Consider the following 17,281-nt stretch of genomic DNA (forward strand, 5'->3'; position numbering starts at 1 on the left):
ATTAGGTAGGGGCCGTCCCGGGCGGCTGGCTGCTCCGGCGTGCCTGCTGGGCCGCGCGGGAGTAGGTCGTCGTGCGAAAGAGGCCAGTAGGGGCCCGGAGGAACGAGGGGCACGGACAGCCAGACAGGTCCGTAGCGCCCTAGCAGGCTGAGCCGGGCCGGGCCGGAACAGGGCAGGCAAGGGGACGGGCGGCGGCCCGCAGGTAACCGCCCGGCCCCCGGCAGGCACCAGGCTCAGGGCGCGAGCAGGTCCGTGACCCAGGCCTCTACCTCGGCGGGGCGGCGCGGGAAGGCCGCCGTCAGGTAGCGCGGGCTGCCGTCCGGGTCGATCACCACGTCGTCCTCGATACGCACCGCCATGCCCCGCAGCTCGGCAGGCACCAGCAGGTCGTCCTCACGGAAGTACAGGCCCGGCTCGATCGTGAAGACCATGCCCGGCAGCAGCAGCGTCTCCATGCTCATCTCCCGGCGCGCCTGCGCGCAGTCGTGCACGTCCAGACCCAGGTGGTGGCTGGTGCCGTGCACCATCCACCGCCGGTGGAACTGGCCGTCCGCAGCCAGGGAGTCCGCCGCCGTCACCCCCTCAGGCAGCATCCCCCACTCCTCCAGACGGGAGGCCAGCACCTCCATGGCCGCCGCGTGCAGGTCCCGGAACCGGCAGCCGGGCGTGGCCGCCCGGGCGAAGGCGGCGTCAGCGGCCTCCAGCACCGCCTCGTAGACCCGGCGCTGCGGCTCCGTGAAGCGCCCGTCCACCGGGATGGTGCGGGTCACGTCAGCGGTGTACAGGGAGTCCACCTCCACCCCGGCGTCCACCAGCACCAGCTGACCGGGCTCCACCGGGCCGTCGTTACAGATCCAGTGCAGGGTGTTGGCGTGGTTGCCCGCCGCCGCGATGGTCTCGTAGCCCAGGCCGTTGCCCTCCTCACGGGCCCTGGCCCCAAAGGCTCCCTCCAGCACGCGCTCGCCCCGCCAGTGGCCCTTGGCCCGGGGGATGGAGCGGATCAGGTCGTCAAAACCGGCCTTGGTGGCGTCCACCGCCGCCTGCAGCTGGGAGACCTCCCACTCGTCCTTGCACAGCCGCAGCTCGCTGGCCGCCTCAGCCAGGGCGTCGTCCAAGGCCTGGGCCTGCGCCTGGGACTCCTCGCTGGCCGCCAGCAGACCAGCGGCCTGGCGCACCTGGGCCACCAGGGCGGTCACGGCCGGGTCCGCCTGGGCCATCACCCGCAGGAGCACGGCGCCCGGGCCGGCGTCCTTGGCCAGGGCGTCAGGCAGGGAGTCGATGTGGGCGCAGCGGATACCCGTCAGGGACTCCACCTCCTCCAGGGAGGGGCGCACCCCCACCCACAGCTCGCCGTAGCGGGGGTCACCGTAGAACTCCTCCGAGCCGCGTGAGGCCCGTGGACGGAAGTACAGGACCGCCTCGTGGCTGGGAGCGCCCGCCGGGACCGGGGCGCCGGGAGGCGTTAGGGGATCCAGCACCAGCACCGCGTCCGGCTCGAAGTCCGTGCCCGTGCCAGCCAGGTGGGCGAAGGCCGAGAAAGGCCGGAAACGGTAGTCGCAGTCGTTGTTGCGGGTCACCAGCGGCCCGGCGGGCACCACCAGCCGCTCGCCCGGGAACAGTGCGGCCAGGCGCTCACGCCGGGAGGCCGCCCAGCTGGCCGCCTCGCTGCGCTCAGGCAGCCCCTCCGGGCGTGGCCCCCAACCAGAGGCTATGAAGTCCCGGAAGGCCTGGTTCGTGGGCTTGTGCGAGCGGTTCTCCCCCCGCTGGGCCAGGGACTGGGGGGCCTCGCTGCCGGGACCGGTGCCCGTCTGCGGGGCGGCGGCGTCGAGGTCGGCGGTAGGGGAGGTCTGCTCACTCATGCCCCCATCGTCGCACCACAGGGGCCGACGGCTGAAACCGGAGCGGCTCGGAGCGGGCCCGGCGGCGCGCCCCTGTACCCGGTACCTGCTCCGGGACCACCTGGTGGCCCGCCGGGAACTTCGACACCTGGAGGCCCGACCGCCCGGACCCCAGCCTCCGAGGGCTGGGGAGGCAGCGCGACGGCGGTCTAGTCCCTGGCCCGGCCGGGCGGTCAGGGCGGCCTTCACCACGAGGCGGTCGCCAGCGGCCCGGGAAGTGTTACCTACACTGTCCCGGTGCGTATAGACCCCCACACCCACTCGGTCTGCTCAGACGGCACCGACAGCCCCGCCGAGCTGATGGCCGCCGCCGCGGCCGCCGGCCTGGACGTCCTGGGCCTGACCGACCACGACACCACCATGGGGTGGGAGCAGGCCGAGGCCGCCGTCGCCAGCAGCGGGGTCGCCCTGCTGCGTGGCACGGAGATCTCCTGCGCCGCCGACGGCGTCACCCTGCACCTGCTGTCCTACCTGCACCGCCCCGACGACCCGGAGCTGAACGCCGCCTTCGCTGCAGCCCGGTCGTCCCGGGACACCCGGGCCGAGCGCATGGTGGAGCGCCTGGCCGAGGACTTCCCGATAACCTGGCAGGACGTGCTTACCCAGTCGGCCGGGGCCCACACCATCGGCCGCCCCCACATAGCTGACGCCCTGGTCGCTGCCGGGTCCTTCCCGGACCGTGACGCGGCCTTTGCCGGACCGCTGGCCACCTCCTCGCCCTACTACCTGCACTACCAGGCCCTGGACCCGGTCCAGGCCTGCGCCCTGGTGCGCGCCGCCGGGGGTGTGCCCGTGGTCGCCCACCCCCGCGCCGCCAAGCGGCAAAGACGCCTGGTGCCTGACGCTACCTTCGCCGCCATGGCGGAGGCCGGGCTGGCCGCGCTGGAGGTGGACCACCGCGACCACGACGCCGTCGCCCGCCGCGAGGCCCTGGAGCTGGCGGAGCGGCTAGGGCTGGGTACCTCCGGAGCCTCCGACTACCACGGCACGGGCAAGCCCAACCGGCTGGGTGAGAACCTCATGCCGGAGCCGCTGCTGCGGCAGATCGTGCAGGAGGGGGCGCTGGCGCTGGTGGCCCCCTACGGCTGGGGGCGCCGCCACGGCTGGAGCGGCCTGCGGGTCCAGGAGACCGAGCCGGTGGCTGAGGCGGTGCCCGAGCCGGTGGCTGAGGCGGTGCCCGCCAGCGGCCAGCACGGGCAGGGATGAGTAAGAGGGGGCAGGTGTGAGCCAGTTCTTTGACGTGGCGCTGTTCGCCACCACCTTCACCACCCTCCTGGTGATCCAGGACCCGCTGGGTGCCGTGCCGATCTTCCTGTCGCTCACCGGCAACCAGACCTACCAGCAGCGCAAGAGCTCCGCCTTCCAGGCCACCCTGGTGTCCTTCGCCGTGGTCCTGGCATTCGCGGTCTTCGGCCGCTACATCCTGCGCTTCCTGGGGATCTCCGTACCTGCCCTGCAGGTCTCCGGCGGGCTGCTCCTGCTGCTGGTGGCCGTGGAGCTGCTCACGGGCAAGATCGACGAGGCCCCCAGCCCCGAGAGCCTCAAGTCGAACGCGGCGCTGGTCCCCCTGGGGACACCCCTGCTGGCCGGGCCAGGGGCGATCGTCGCCGCGATGGTCGCCGTCGAGTCGGCTGCCAGCCCCCTGTCCGGCTGGATGGCGGTGACGACGGCGATCGTGGGCACCCACATAGCGATCTTCCTGGCACTGCGCTCCTCCTTGACGCTGCACCGGGTCCTGGGGGACTCCGCCATCCAGGTGCTCACCCGCATCCTGGGCCTGCTGCTGGCGGCGATCGCCACCGAGATGATGGCCTCCGGCGTGTTCGGCTTCGTGGAGATGAACCTGGGGGTCTGAGGCGGGACGCCGGAGCCGAGGTCCCTGAGGCGACGCCGGGGATTGAGGCGCTGGGGCGGGGCGTGCGATCCAGGGCGTGAGGTCCTAGGAGCGAGGCGCTTGGGGTAGGACCTACGGTCCGAGGCGTGAGGTGCTAGGAGCGAGGCGCTTGGGGTAGGGCCTACGGTCCGAGGCGTGAGGTGCTAGGAGCGAGGCGCTTGGGGTAGGGCCTACGGTCCGAGGCGTGAGGTGCTGGGCGTGAGGCGCTAGGGGCGGGAGTCTCCAGACGACGCGGCGCGGCGTCGTCGAGAGAACAGGTCCCCCGCCACCAGGAGCCGCACGGCGTCGAAAAGTGACGTAGATCGCCTGCCTAGGGCGGGCTGGAGGCGGGGGCTTTACCTTCCGTTTACCTGACGGGTTCACGCTCTTCCCGCAACAGTCCCCACACCTAGGACACCTCAGGAGGCCACCGTGCCTGACGGCATGCGCTCCAACGAGGCCGGTGCGGAGAGCCAGAACGGCTCCGCCACCGCTGCCTCCAGCAAGACCCTCTCCCCGGAGGCCACCGCCGAGCGGCTGGCCGTCGCCAAGGGGGCCCTCAAGCCAGACCCCGACCCCGTGGAGGAGGAGACCCCCGCCGTCGCCGAGGACAACGGCGTCGAGGACTCCCCGCAGGCCAGGCGCTTCCTGGGGCCCGACCGCAACTGGCACCTGGTCTTCGGGGCGATCCTGCTGGGCGCGGTCGTGTGGTTCACCGGCTGGGCCCTGGGATACGTCGGCTCCACCGGAGACCACATCATCCTGTTCACCACAGTGCTGGTGGGCGTGTTCATGGCCTTCAACATCGGGGGCAACGACGTCGCCAACTCCTTCGGCACCTCCGTGGGCGCAGGCACCCTGTCCATGAAGCAGGCGCTGCTGGTGGCCGCCGTCTTTGAGGTCTCCGGCGCCGTGCTGGCAGGCGGCTCAGTAACCGAGACCGTGCGCAGCGGCATCGTGGACCTGACCCAGGTGGGGCTGATGCCCCGCGACTTCGTGTTCATCATGATGTCCGCGCTGCTGGGGGCCGCCGTCTGGCTGCTGGTGGCCACCAGGATGGGCTGGCCCGTGTCCACCACCCACGCCATCGTCGGCGGGATCGTGGGGGCGGCCGTTACCCTGGGCCTGGTCACCGGCACCGGCGGCTTCGAGATGGTCCAGTGGGGGGAGATCGGCAAGATCGCGGCCTCCTGGGTCATCTCCCCGGTACTGGGGGCGGCCGTGGCCTACTTCCTGTTCTTCCAGATCAAGAAGCACATCCTCATCTACGGCGAGGAGGCCGACGCCCGCATGCGCGCCATCCGCGCCGAGCGGATCGAGCACCGTGACCGCCACCGTGCCTCCTTCGAGCGCCTCACCGAGATCCAGCAGCTGGCCTACACCAACAAGATGACGCGCGACGCCGCGGCCATGAGCCTGCCGGACTTCGTGGAGGACGAGCTGGAGTCGGAGTACTTCAAGGAGCTGCTCAAGATCGAGCGCAAGGCCGACAAGGTCCAGTCACACAAGGCCCTGGAGACCTGGGTGCCGCTGCTGGCCGCCCTGGGCGCCGTCATCCTGACCTCCATGCTGCTGTTCAAGGGGCTCAAGAACGTGGCCCTGGGCCTGGACCTGTTCCAGGACTTCCTGGTCATGGGCATGATCGGGGCGGCGGTGTGGTTCTCCATCTTCATCTTCGCCCGTTCCATGAAGAAGAAGAGCCTGTCCAAGGCCACCTTCACCCTCTTCTCCTGGATGCAGGTCTTTACCGCCTCCGCCTTCGCCTTCTCCCACGGCTCCAACGACATCGCCAACGCGGTGGGGCCCTTTGCGGCGATCCTCGACGTGCTCAAGACCGACGCCGTCTCCGAGGAGGCTGCGGTGCCGGCGGCGGTGACTATCGCCTGCGGGGCGGCGCTGATCTCCGGGCTGTGGTTCATCGGGCGCAACGTCATCAAGACGGTGGGCTCCGGGCTGACCAAGATGCACCCGGCCTCCGGCTTTGCCGCTGAGCTCTCCGCGGCCTCGGTGGTGATGGGGGCCTCCGTGTTCGGTCTGCCGGTGTCCTCCACCCACATCCTCATCGGGGCGGTGCTGGGGGTCGGCATGGTCAACAAGGCCGCTAACTGGCGTCTGATGCGGCCCATCGGCCTGGCCTGGATCATCACCCTGCCCGCGGCTGCGGGCATCGGGGCCAGCGGCTTCCTGATCCTGCGCGCCCTGCTCGGCTGAGCCCGCGCTCGTTCTCGCGAGACCGGGACATATGTACCGCGAGACCGGGACATATGTACCGCGAGACCGGTAAGGGTGGCCTTAGTTGTGGATAACTAAGGTAGTTGCCGGGTGGGTGGGGCTCGCGGTGTCGCCTGGCGCCCCGGGTGTGGGTGGGTCCTGTGCGGCCCGAGGTGTGTGGAGGGGGTGGGGTTGCCCGCCGACGGCCCTGCCGGGGGCGTGGTCCTGCGATGGGTGGGGAGTGGTACTGTGTCGGGCTGCTCTCGCGTGACTGCGCAGTCTGGGCGCCTGAGCCCAGCCCCTGCTCACCCAACCCCCTTGTTTACCGCGAGACCGGGACATATGGCTCGCGAGGCCGGTAAGGGTGCCCTTGGCTCGCGAGGTCTCCGGGGTGCGAGCGGTCGCCACTGGCCCCCCCTTCCGGCCGTCGTCGACACGAGCGGCACGGCCCCGCGCGCACGTACAACGCGTACTCCCTGCTCCAGCCCTAGGAGCCCGATCAGTCCCAAGCCCGCTGAGACAGGCATAGCTTGCGGGGTCCTAGATGGCTAGGTCGACGCCTGACCATGCGGCCCGGCCTGCAGACGCCACGGACCGCGCCGGTGCCCGAGCCACCTGGGTGGGAGGCACCCGACTTGCACGCACAAGACCAATCCTGTCGGAAGACGCTGCAGGGGGCTTCCCCCCCACAATCACACGGTTCTAGCGCGGCGCCCCTCTTCCTGCTCGCCCCCTTGGGCCCCCGCTAGATGTGCGACGGCGACCTCGATGCACGCCCAGCGCCGTCGCCCTCACCACGGGGAGAACCAGAACCGTTGGAACCCCAACGATCCGGCAGTGGGAGAGCAACCCCGTGCGTGCAGCCTGCGCCACCCAGGACGCTGATCTGACGCGAGCCGCGCGGCGCACCGGGACCCCGTGCACCCCGCAGCACCCAGACCGCCCAGGCCCCCTGCGCACCCCCCGACGACGTCGCCACCAACCACGCCCGCGCCACCCAGGACGCGAACGCCCACCACCCCCACCCAGCAACCACGTCTGAGGCGGGAGCGCCACCGACGTAGGCAGCCAGCCCCCACCCACCTGCCCACAACTAAGGCCACCCTTACCGGTCTCGCGGTACGTATGTCCCGGTCTCGCGGTACATATGTCCCGGTCTCGCGGTAAACAAGGGGGTTGGGTGGGGAGGGGGTCAGTCTTGGGTGCCTGCTGACTGGCTGCCGTCCACCGGCTTGCCCGCCCGGGTGCGCTTGCGCTTACGGGGACGCCGCGGCTCGCCGTCCTGCCTGGAGGCCCGTTCCTTGAGCCCGCCAGCCTTGGAGGCGGCTCCACCGCCCTCGCCCTGCGCCTGGCGGTCCTTGCCTCGACCGCCTCGGCCCGAGCCCTCGCCCTGGCCATCCCGGCCACGCCTGCCGCCGCGACCGCTCTGCTCCGACCGGCCCCGGCCACGCTCTTGACGGCCCCGGCCACGCCCCTGACGCCCCCGGCCACCGTGCTTGCCGGTCTCGCCCAGGTCCTCGATCTCCTCCGCCGCCAGCCCGGCCAGGACCCGCTTCTCCTTGGGGAGGCTGCCGGTGACCCCCTCTGGGATGCTCAGGTCCGCGAACAGGTGCGCGCTGGTGTGGTATGTCTCCACCGGCTCCTCCACCGGCAGGCCCAGGGCCTTGGCGATCAGCCGCCAGCGGGGGGTGTCATCCCAGTCCACGAAGGTCACTGCGGTACCGGAGCTCCCGGCCCGGCCCGTGCGCCCGATCCGGTGGACGTAGATCTTCTCGTCCTCCGGGCACTGGTAGTTGATGACGTGGGTGACGTCGTCCACGTCGATGCCGCGGGCGGCGACGTCGGTGGCCACCAGCACGTCCACCTTGCCGTTGCGGAAGGCGCGCAGGGCCTGCTCGCGCGCCCCCTGGCCCAGGTCCCCGTGCAGGGCGCCGGTGGCGAAGCCGCGGGCCCCCAGGTCCTCGGCCACCCGGGCGGCAGTGCGCTTGGTGCGGGCAAAGATGATGGTGCGTCCCCGGCCCTCGGCCTGCAGGATCCGGGAGACCACCTCAATCTTGTTCAGTGCGTGGGTGCGGTAGACGACCTGCTGGACCGTCTGGACGGTCATGGACTCGTCGCCGGGGTCCTGGGCGCGGATGTGGGTGGGCTTGGTCATGTAGCGGCGCGCCAGGGAGACGACGGCGCCGGGCATGGTGGCGGAGAACAGCATGGTCTGGCGGTCAGGGCGGGTGCGGGCCAGGATCTTCTCCACGTCCGGCAGGAAGCCCAGGTCCAGCATCTCGTCGGCCTCGTCCAGCACCACGGTGGTCACGTGGTCCAGGTTCAGCACGCCGCGGTCCATCAGGTCGATCAGCCGCCCAGGGGTGCCGACGACGACCTCGGCCCCCTTCTCCAGGGCCTCGATCTGTGGCTCGTAGGCGCGTCCGCCATAGACCTGCACGATGCGCACGGTGCGCTTGGCGGCGGCCATGGCCAGCTCCTCGGCGACCTGCTTGGCGAGCTCACGGGTGGGCAGCACCACCAGGGCCTGGGGGGAGCCGGAGGCGGGGTCCTCGTCCCAGCCCTCCTCGCCGGGCCCCAGGGTGTCCATGAGCAGGGGCAGGCCGAAGCCCAGGGTCTTGCCGGTGCCGGTCTTGGCCTGGCCGATGATGTCCTGCCCGCCCAGGGCCACGGGGAGGGTCAGGGCCTGGATGGGGAAGGGGTGGGTGATGCCCTTGGCGGCCAGGGCCGCGCAGATCTCGGGCTCCACGCCGTACTGGGCGAAGGTCTTGCGGGTGAGGTCCTCGGCGCCGCCTTCGTCGGTGATGTCGGGGGTGGCCTCGTCCAGCACGGGGGCGTGGGCGGAGGCGGTCTCGATGATGCCCGAGCTGGCCGGGGTGTCTGCCTCAGGGGCGCTGGGTGCGGAGGGGGCGCTGGGTGCGCTGGGCGCAGTGGCTGGGGCAGCCGGGGTGGCTGCGCTAGCCGGGGTAGCCGGGGTGCTGGCGGTGGCTGGGGTGAGGGTCTCCTCCGGCGTCGGGGCGGAGGCGCTGTGCTTGGTCAATATTCGCCTTGTCTGCTTGTGCACTGCCTGGCTGGTCCCGGTGCGGGAGGCAGACGGCGGCCCGCTGTGTGGGGAGCAGCGCTTAGGAGCGGCGCTCGGCCCGGGCCGCCTCGGCAGCGGTCGTGTGGCAGCCGATCGTGGAATCACGTCCTGCGCTGGGCCACTGGGGGCGGGCAGGTGAAGAAGGCATGACGACCGGGCAACCGTGGTCTGGGCCAGGCTAGCGACAAAAGCCCGCTATTGGAACGGTTGACGCCGCCGCCTGCCGGTGCCGTGGTGGAACTCACGCCCTGGTGGGGTGCCCAGCCTGGGTGTGTCTCGGGGTGAGCGCGCGGTCGTCTACTCCTTTTGAGTCAGTCCCAGGTCCGGCCTGGGTGGGTCTCGGGTTGCGCGTACCTCCCACACGGGACACAAGCGCCTCAAGCAGACCATGCCCCCTACTCCTCGCCTCCACTGGTGCATTTCGGCGCGAGTGGTGCCGGAAAACCGCACCACTCGCGCCGAAATGCACAAGTCACCCCGCACCACAGCTACACGCCATGACCACAGAAAACATCCCCTACGCCCCAACCAGAACCCGAACTAGCTACCGCACCTTGACACGCTGTATAAGGACACCTCCACCGGGAGGCGGAGCCCATGCCCCGTTCGACGGTGCTCACATCCAGCCAGAAGTCCACGCCCCGCTAGAAGTCCACGCCCCGGCGGAGCCCACGCCCCATTCGACGGTGCTCACGCCCCGCAGAAGCCCGACTCCGTCGTCGGTGGGTAGCTGGCCCCAGTCCCACTGCCCGGGCAGCCACTAGACTCCCTAGCCATGAGCGAGCCCACCCCTGAGTCCCGCGCCGGTGCCGCCAGTACCTCCAGCACACCCAGCAGCCCGGCTACCGTCAGCGCCGTGGTCGGGGTGGTGGCCTACTCCCGCACCGTGGCCTGCACCCGCTACGCCAAGGACGCGGACAAGGCCCCCACCATGGCCGCCCGGGTGTCCCTGATGCGCATGAGCGCCGCAGCGGTCGCCGGGTACGACCGGGTGGCGGAGGCCGCCGCCGCCCAGGGGGTGGACGCCGCCGTCCAGACACAGCGCTTCGTGGGCTCCTTGGGGGACTTCGACGAGCGGCTGCGCCCGGCGGACTGGCCGGAGCGCATGGTCAAGACCTACCTGGCCTTCGGGCTGCTCATCGACTTCTGCATGGCCCTGGCTGACGGCCTGCCGGAGCCGCTGCGGGGCTCCCTGTTGGACGAGCTCGCTGACGAGCACCTGGGGGCGCTGGCCTCCCGCGAGCTGGTGCCCGCCATCGACGCCGACGACCAGCTCGCTGCCCGCCTGGGACTGTGGGGGCGGCGCGTCGTCGGTGAGGAGATGGGCCTGCTGGTGCGCATGCTGGGCCAGCACCCGGAGCTGGCCAGTGGAGCAGCCAGCGCCGAGGTACTGCACCAGGTCCTCTCCCAAGGGGCGGTCAACCGGATGCAGGGGCTGGGCCTGCGCGGCTGAGCGGCGTCCTCGCGCAGCGGGTTGCGTCTTGGCAGCAGGCCCTACCGGGGTGTCTGCTTTCCGCGCGGGCGGGGCGCGGCGCGGGTATAAAGGGCAGGAGGTGGTCCACGCCACCACAGCCGTTCTCAAGGAGGAGAAGACATGCTCATCAGCCGCGAGGCCCTGGCCGTCAGATGTGACCACGAGGGTTGCGAGCGCATGGTCGCCCACCGGGTGGTGGACACCGTGCACGACCCCGACGGCACCGCCATCGAGCGGGTGCTGGCCCTGTCCTACACGCCGGACGACGCCCTGCGTGCCGCCGAGCGGGACGGCTTCAAGATCGACGGCGAGCACGTCTTCTGCGAGAAGCACCACTGCGTGTGAGCGCGGGAGGGGCGGCCAGGCGCTCCACCTGCCTGGCCGCCCGCGCGCTGCCCGTGCGATCATCGGCGTGTGGACGGTGAGCAGCTGTACCAGTGCGCGCACGAGGTGGCCCAGGGGCTGCCTGGCTCCGGCCTGGAGCAGCCCTTCGGGCCCCGCTGGGACGTGTACAAGGTGCGCGGCAAGATATTCGCGCTGCTCACCAGCTCCACCGGCCCTCAGATGCTCAACGTGAAGGTGGACCCGCCCGACGGCGTGGCCCTGCGCCGTCAGTACCCCTTCATCGCCCCTGGCTACCACATGAGCAAGCGGCACTGGGTGACCGTGACCCCGGGGGAGGGGCTGGAGACGGCGCTGGTGGAGGAGCTGGTGACCACCTCCTACCTGCTGGTGGTGGAGGGCCTGCCGCGGGCGGTGCGGCCGGTGGACCCGCAGCGCTACGCCGTCGCCGCCGGGCTGGCCGGATGAGGGCCTGCCGCGGGCGGTGCGGCCGGTGGACCCGCAGCGCTACGCCGTCGCCGCCGGGCTGGCCGGATGAGGGCCTGCCGCGGACCCGTTCCGCCGTCAGGTCAGAGTGTCCAGATTGATGACGAACGCCCCAAGTCGGCTCGCGAGCAGATCTGGAACGGTGCGGTTCCAGCACTCCCGATCGAGGTCTCAACCAAGCGCGGCCGCTTTGTCATCGATTCGGACGCAAAGGCCACAGGTACCCAGGCCACCGCCAGCCCCAGGCCACCGCCAGCCCCAGGCCACAGGCACCCAGGCCACAGACAGCCCCCGGGCCGGGACCACCGTGGGCTGGGGCCCAGGTCCTTGCCTGCGGGCGCCCACGATTGGCTAGCCTAGGGCCCATGGCTGACAAGAGCACCAGCGCGACGACGCGCACCGAGTCCGACTCCATGGGCACCGTCGAGGTTGCCTCCGACCGTTACTGGGGCGCCCAGACCCAGCGCTCCCTTACAAACTTTGACATTGGCCGCCCGACCTTCGTGCTGACCTCCCCCCTGATCAAGGCCCTGGGCATCCTCAAGAAGTCTGCCGCCCTGGCCAACGCCGAGCTGGGCGAGCTGCCCCAGGACATCGCCAGGCTGATCGCCCAGGCCGGTGACGAGGTCATCTCCGGCAAGCTGGACGAGCACTTCCCCCTGGTGGTGTTCCAGACCGGCTCCGGCACCCAGTCCAACATGAACTCCAACGAGGTCATCTCCAACCGGGCCATCGAGCTGGCGGGCGGGGAGATGGGCTCCAAGACCCCGGTGCACCCCAACGACCACGTCAACCGGGGCCAGTCCTCCAACGACACCTTCCCCACGGCCATGCACATCGCCGTCGTCAACGAGCTGCAGGTCATGTACCCGCGGGTCATGCAGCTGCGCGACACCCTGGACAAGAAGGCCCAGGAGTACCAGGACGTGGTCATGGTGGGGCGCACCCACCTGCAGGACGCCACCCCCATCACCCTGGGGCAGGTCTTCTCCGGCTGGGTCGCCCAGATCGACTTCGCCCTGGACGGCATCCGCTACGCCGACTCCCGCGCCCGGGAGCTGGCCATCGGCGGCACCGCCGTGGGCACCGGCCTGAACGCGCACCCCAGGTTCGGTGAGCTGGCCGCCCAGAAGATCAGCGAGGAGACCGGTATCGAGTTCAAGCAGGCCGACAACCTCTTCGCGGCGCTGGGCGCTCACGACGCCCTGGTGCTGGTCTCCGGCGCCCTGCGGGTGCTGGCCGACGCCCTGATGAAGATCGCCAACGACGTGCGCTGGTACGCCTCCGGGCCGCGCAACGGCATCGGCGAGCTGCTGATCCCCGAGAACGAGCCGGGCAGCTCGATCATGCCGGGCAAGGTCAACCCCACCCAGTGCGAGGCCATGACCATGGTGGCCGTGAAGGTCTTCGGCAACGACGCCACCGTGGGCTTCGCGGGCTCCCAGGGCAACTTCCAGCTCAACGTGTTCAAGCCCGTGATGGCCTGGTGCGTGCTGGAGTCCATCAAGCTGCTGGGTGACGCCTGCGTGTCCTTCGACGAGAACTGCGCCTACGGGATCGAGCCTAACCTGGAGAAGATCGCCGCCAACCTGGGCACCAACCTGATGCAGGTGACGGCCCTGAACCGGCACATCGGCTACGACAAGGCCTCCAAGATCGCCAAGAACGCCCACCACAAGGGCCTGTCGCTGCGGGAGTCGGCCCTGGAGCTGGGCTTCGTCACGGAGGCGGAGTTCGACAAGTGGGTGGTTCCCATGGACATGACCCACCCCAGCGCCGCTGAGGACTGAGCCTCCCGGTAGCTGCGGTCTCATAGGGGCTGCGGCTTTCTGGGGGCTGCGGCTTTCCAGTAGCAACGACGACGGCGCCCGCCTGGCCCCCTACCGGGGCTGGGCGGGCGTCTCGCGGTGGTGCGGGACTGGGACTGCGGGCCGGGCCAGTGGTCCTGAGGACGAGGCTGTGTCAGGGGTGGGGGAGTCGACCTGCGGGGGCTGGGACCGGGCCGGGCGAGGCGCCCAGCAGCCGACGGGGCGGGGCCGGGTGAGGCGCCGTGCGGGGGCTGGAGTCGGGGCGGACGCCCCCGCCCCGTCGTCGCCCGCCCTCAGAAGGTGGAGGTGTCGATCACGTAGCGGTAGCGGACCTGGGAGCCCACCACCCGGTCATAGGCCTGGGTGATCTGCTCGCCGCTGATGATCTCCACCTGGGGCGCGATCCCGTGGGCGGCGCAGAACTCCAGCATCTCCTGGGTCTCGGCGATCCCCCCGATCTGTGATCCCGCCAGCGACTTGGAGCCCTGGACCAGGGTGGCCAGGTGCAGGGTGGTAGGGGCCTCGGGCAGCCCCACGTCAACGAAGCAGCCGAAGGGCCGCAGGGTGTTCAGCAGCCCGGCGTAGTCCAGGTCGTCGGCGCCGACCGTGCACAGGATCACGTCAAAGGTGCCGCGCAGCGCCTCCAGCGTCCCCGGCTCGCTGGTGGCGTGGAAGCTCTTGGCCCCGAAGCGCAGCGCGTCGGCCTCCTTGGAGCGCCCGTGGGAGATCACGGAGACCTCCGCCCCCATGGCCGCGCCGATCTGCACCGCCATGTGCCCCAGCCCGCCCATGCCGACGACGGCCACCTTGCGGCCCGGCCCGGCCCCGAAACGCTTTAGGGGAGAGTAGGTGGTGATGCCCGCGCACAGCAGCGGGGCGGCGGCCTCGAAGGGGATCTCGTCGGGGACCCGGCAGGCGAAGTGCTCGGGCACGGTGAAGCCCTGGGCGTAGCCGCCTGCGGTGGGGTTGCCCTCGGCGTCGTCGCCGTAGGTCCACAGGGTGCGCTGCAGGCCGCCGGGGGTGCCGGTGCAGAACTGCTCCTGGTCGGCCTGGCAGTACTCGCACTGGCCGCAGGAGCCCACCATGCAGCCGACACCGACCTTGTCGCCCACCTTGTGCCTGGTGACCTCGGCGCCCACCTTGGTGACCACCCCGACGATCTCGTGGCCGGGGGTCAGCGGGTACTTGGCGGGGCCCCACTCGCCTCGGGCCTTGTGGATGTCGGAGTGGCAGATCCCGGCGTACCTGACCTCGAGGTAGACCTCCTTGGGGCCGGGCTCCCGCAGCCTGACGGTGGTGCGGTGGAACTGGGTGGTGGCGTCGTCACAGGCGTAGGCCAGGACCTCGGGCATGGGGGCCTCCTTGGTTGCGGGTGGGCGGTTGGCTGGCTGGGCGGGGTGGCTGTTGCCGGGCCTGTGCGGGGCCGGTCTGTTACCGGGCACGGTTCCCGACGACGTCGCCCGGGTCCGTAACAGGGCCGGTGCGCTGCGGCCAGGGCGTTGGACTGTGGCTGGGGCGGGCCCAGGCAGGTGTGCTGCGGTGTCCCGGAGCGCGCCCTGCGGTCAAGGGTGCCTGCTCCTTGCTTCCCCGGGGGAGGGGTAGGTGATCGCCGCCGGTGGAATTATGACTACGGGAACCATTCTCGCTGCTGGCTGCCTGGGGCGGGAGCACGGTGCTGGGGCCTGGGCGTCCGCTCCTGCTGCTTCGGGCTGGCGTGCAGCGTGCCCTGGGCCCGTGATCGCCTCGAGCTCGGGCTTCCCTGGCCTCGCTGCCGCTGTCGCAGCCACCGTGACGGGGGCTAGGTCCGCCGTCGTCGGCCTCCCGCCGTCTTCCGGTCCTCTCCGTCATCCGCCTCCCGCCCTCGTTCCGGCAGGGGCCTGTGCCTGACGGCGTCCGGGGCCGCCCGCTGTTTCGCGCCCTGGCGGCAGCGTCCCGGTCCTACACTTGCCAGGACATAGCAAAGGTGCCAGCCCGCGCGCCCTCGGCCCCGCCACCCGTGCGGGTCCGCCACAGGCCGCGTCAGCAGGCCGCCCGTCAAAGGAGTCGCCGTGACCACACGGACCGAGGAAGACCTGCTGGGCCAGCGTGAGGTCCCAGACGACAAGTACTACGGGATCCACACCCTGCGGGCCCTGGAGAACTTCCAGGTCTCCAAGGGCACCATGAACGACGAGCCCGAGCTCATCAAGGCCATGGTCCAGGTCAAGAAGGCCACCGCCCTGACCAACAAGGAGCTGCGCACCCTCCCCGGAGACATCGCCGACGCCATCTGCGCCGCCTGTGACGAGATCCTGCTGCGGGGCCGCTGCCTGGACCAGTTCCCCACCGACTCCTTCCAGGGCGGGGCGGGCACCTCCATCAACATGAACACCAACGAGGTGGTCGCCAACCTGGCCCTGGAGCTGCTGGGCCTGCCCAAGGGACGCTACGACGTCATCAACCCCAACGACCACGTGAACAAGTCCCAGTCCACCAACGACGCCTACCCCACCGGCTTCCGCCTGGCCCTCTACACCCTGTCCCAGGACTTCCTGCGCGCCATCGAGGACCTCGCACGCAGCCTGCGGGCCAAGGGCAAGGAGTTCGAGTCGGTCCTGAAGATGGGCCGCACCCAGCTGCAGGACGCGGTCCCCATGACCCTGGGGCAGACCTTTGACGCCTACGCGGAGAACATGACGGAGGAGCTGGAGCGCGTCTCCGTGGCCGCGGGCCTGCTCCTGGAGGTGAACCTGGGGGGCACCGCGATCGGCACCGGCCTGAACACGCCCCCGAACTTCCCGACCGTGGCGGCCCGCTACCTGGCGGAGGTCAGCGGCTACCCGGTGGTGCCCGCACGCAACCTGCTCGAGTCCAGCTATGACAACGGGGCCTATATAGCGCTGCACTCCACCGTGAAGCGCACCGCGGCCAAGGTCTCCAAGATATGCAACGACCTGCGCCTGATGTCCTCAGGGCCGCGCGCGGGCCTGAACGAGATCAACCTGCCGCAGATGCAGGCGGGCTCCTCGATCATGCCCGCCAAGGTGAACCCGGTGATCCCGGAGGTCGTCAACCAGATCTGCTTCAAGGTCTTCGGCAACGACGTGGCCGTCTGCTTCGCGGCGGAGGCGGGCCAGCTGGAGCTCAACGTCATGGAGCCGGCCCTGTCGCAGTCCATGTTCGAGTCCCTGCACCTGCTCACCCGGGGCCTGGACATCCTGCGCACCCGGTGCGTGGACGGCATCACCGCCAACGTGGAGGTCTGCCGCGACGAGGTGCTGCGCTCCATCGGCATCGTGACCTACCTCAACGACGTGATCGGCCACCACCTGGGGGACGTGATCGGCAAGGAGTGCGCCCGCTCTGGGCGCTCCGTGCGCGAGGTCGCCTTGGAGATGGGCGTGCTGGGGGAGGAGGAGCTGGACAGGATCCTGTCCACCGAGAACCTCATCCACCCCCGCTACCACGGGAGGATATACGCCGAGGGCGAGCGGGGGCTGCCGGAAGGCGTGACCCTGCGCCGCGGCGAGTGACCCGCTGCTAGCCCATGGTGCCCAGCTCCTCGCGCAGCCACTCCAGCTCCGCGTTGCGCGCCGCCCGGGCGGTCAGCAGCATGCCCCGCCGGTAGGGGTCCTCCTCTCCGCCCAGGCGCTGGGGCCGCCCCTCCGGGCTGGTGAAGAAGGACGGCGGCGTGTCCAGCACCGCCAGCCGCCGCAGCAGCACGGTGCGCCGCTCGCGGGGGTCGGGCAGCCTGGACAGGAAGGCCAGTACCTTCATGAAGCGGGGGGTGGAGGCGACGTCGGGGCCGGTAGCCTCCCGCAGCAGCTGGTGCAGGCGCTGGCGGCCCGCTGAGGTTATGGACAGCACCTGCTTGGCGCGGCCGCGGGCCCCGGGGGCCACGGAGCGGCTGACCAGGCCGCGGTGCTCCAGCCGGGTCAGGGCGGGGTAGAGTGCTCCCTCACTCAGCCTGGTACCAGGTCCGCCTAGTTGAATGACGCGACGACGCAGCTCGTAGCCGTGCAGCGGGCCCTCGTCCAGGAAGCCTAGGATCTGCAGCTCAAGCATCCGTTCAGGTTACCTCACTGTTACATCTAATCGACTCAAAAAACGGGGCGCGCTATGCTGGTG

The 17,281-nt window shown here is 70.7% G+C and carries 12 protein-coding genes; 8 read left to right on the forward strand and 4 right to left on the reverse strand.

The window, feature by feature from the left end:
- Positions 1–233 precede the first annotated feature (233 nt).
- Positions 234–1,859, reverse strand: coding sequence for an aminopeptidase P family protein (locus JG540_RS03210; protein WP_200277166.1), 1,626 nt, complete (start codon positions 1,857–1,859; stop codon positions 234–236).
- Between the two features lie 276 nt (positions 1,860–2,135).
- Between JG540_RS03210 and JG540_RS03215 the strand changes: the two genes are divergently transcribed.
- The 3 genes from JG540_RS03215 (at position 2,136) to JG540_RS03225 (ending at position 5,982) form a co-directional block, all read left to right on the forward strand.
- The gene (locus JG540_RS03215; protein ID WP_200277168.1) at positions 2,136–3,104 is read left to right on the forward strand and encodes a PHP domain-containing protein; all 969 of its coding nucleotides are present in this window, start codon (positions 2,136–2,138) and stop codon (positions 3,102–3,104) included.
- A gap of 16 nt (positions 3,105–3,120) precedes the next feature.
- Positions 3,121–3,753, forward strand: coding sequence for a MarC family protein (locus JG540_RS03220; protein ID WP_200277171.1), 633 nt, complete (start codon positions 3,121–3,123; stop codon positions 3,751–3,753).
- Positions 3,754–4,203: 450 nt separating this feature from the next.
- A complete protein-coding gene (locus JG540_RS03225) occupies positions 4,204–5,982 on the forward strand; it encodes an inorganic phosphate transporter (protein ID WP_234042884.1) in 1,779 nt (592 codons plus the stop codon).
- A 1,192-nt stretch (positions 5,983–7,174) separates the two neighbouring features.
- Here the strand turns inward: JG540_RS03225 and JG540_RS03230 are convergent.
- Positions 7,175–9,022 carry a DEAD/DEAH box helicase gene (locus tag JG540_RS03230; RefSeq protein ID WP_200277174.1) on the reverse strand — a complete coding sequence of 616 codons (1,848 nt, stop codon included), beginning with the start codon at positions 9,020–9,022 and terminating at the stop codon, positions 7,175–7,177.
- Positions 9,023–9,839: 817 nt separating this feature from the next.
- Between JG540_RS03230 and JG540_RS03235 the strand changes: the two genes are divergently transcribed.
- The 4 genes from JG540_RS03235 to fumC all read left to right on the forward strand — a co-directional run bounded on the left by JG540_RS03235 (position 9,840) and on the right by fumC (position 13,156).
- A complete protein-coding gene (locus JG540_RS03235) occupies positions 9,840–10,517 on the forward strand; it encodes a ferritin-like fold-containing protein (protein WP_200277177.1) in 678 nt (225 codons plus the stop codon).
- Positions 10,518–10,658: 141 nt separating this feature from the next.
- Positions 10,659–10,883 carry a hypothetical protein gene (locus JG540_RS03240; RefSeq protein ID WP_200277179.1) on the forward strand — a complete coding sequence of 75 codons (225 nt, stop codon included), beginning with the start codon at positions 10,659–10,661 and terminating at the stop codon, positions 10,881–10,883.
- Between the two features lie 69 nt (positions 10,884–10,952).
- Positions 10,953–11,348: an MmcQ/YjbR family DNA-binding protein gene (locus JG540_RS03245; protein ID WP_234042885.1), complete on the forward strand. Its 396-nt coding sequence runs from the start codon at positions 10,953–10,955 to the stop codon at positions 11,346–11,348.
- Between the two features lie 383 nt (positions 11,349–11,731).
- Positions 11,732–13,156 (forward strand): class II fumarate hydratase, encoded by a 1,425-nt coding sequence (gene fumC / locus JG540_RS03250; RefSeq protein ID WP_200277182.1) that lies wholly within the window; start codon positions 11,732–11,734, stop codon positions 13,154–13,156.
- A gap of 311 nt (positions 13,157–13,467) precedes the next feature.
- On the opposite strand, the gene JG540_RS03255 is transcribed toward fumC, so the two are convergent.
- Positions 13,468–14,526: an NAD(P)-dependent alcohol dehydrogenase gene (locus JG540_RS03255; RefSeq protein WP_200277185.1), complete on the reverse strand. Its 1,059-nt coding sequence runs from the start codon at positions 14,524–14,526 to the stop codon at positions 13,468–13,470.
- A gap of 696 nt (positions 14,527–15,222) precedes the next feature.
- On the opposite strand from JG540_RS03255, the gene aspA reads away from it, so the two are divergent.
- Positions 15,223–16,686 (forward strand): aspartate ammonia-lyase, encoded by a 1,464-nt coding sequence (gene aspA / locus JG540_RS03260; RefSeq protein WP_200277188.1) that lies wholly within the window; start codon positions 15,223–15,225, stop codon positions 16,684–16,686.
- Between the two features lie 7 nt (positions 16,687–16,693).
- Here aspA and JG540_RS03265 read toward each other — a convergent pair whose 3' ends face one another.
- Positions 16,694–17,218, reverse strand: coding sequence for a PadR family transcriptional regulator (locus tag JG540_RS03265; protein WP_200277190.1), 525 nt, complete (start codon positions 17,216–17,218; stop codon positions 16,694–16,696).
- Positions 17,219–17,281 lie beyond the last annotated feature (63 nt).

The sequence above is a fragment of the Actinomyces weissii genome, from assembly GCF_016598775.1.
Taxonomy (GTDB): Bacteria; Actinomycetota; Actinomycetes; order Actinomycetales; family Actinomycetaceae; genus Actinomyces; species Actinomyces weissii.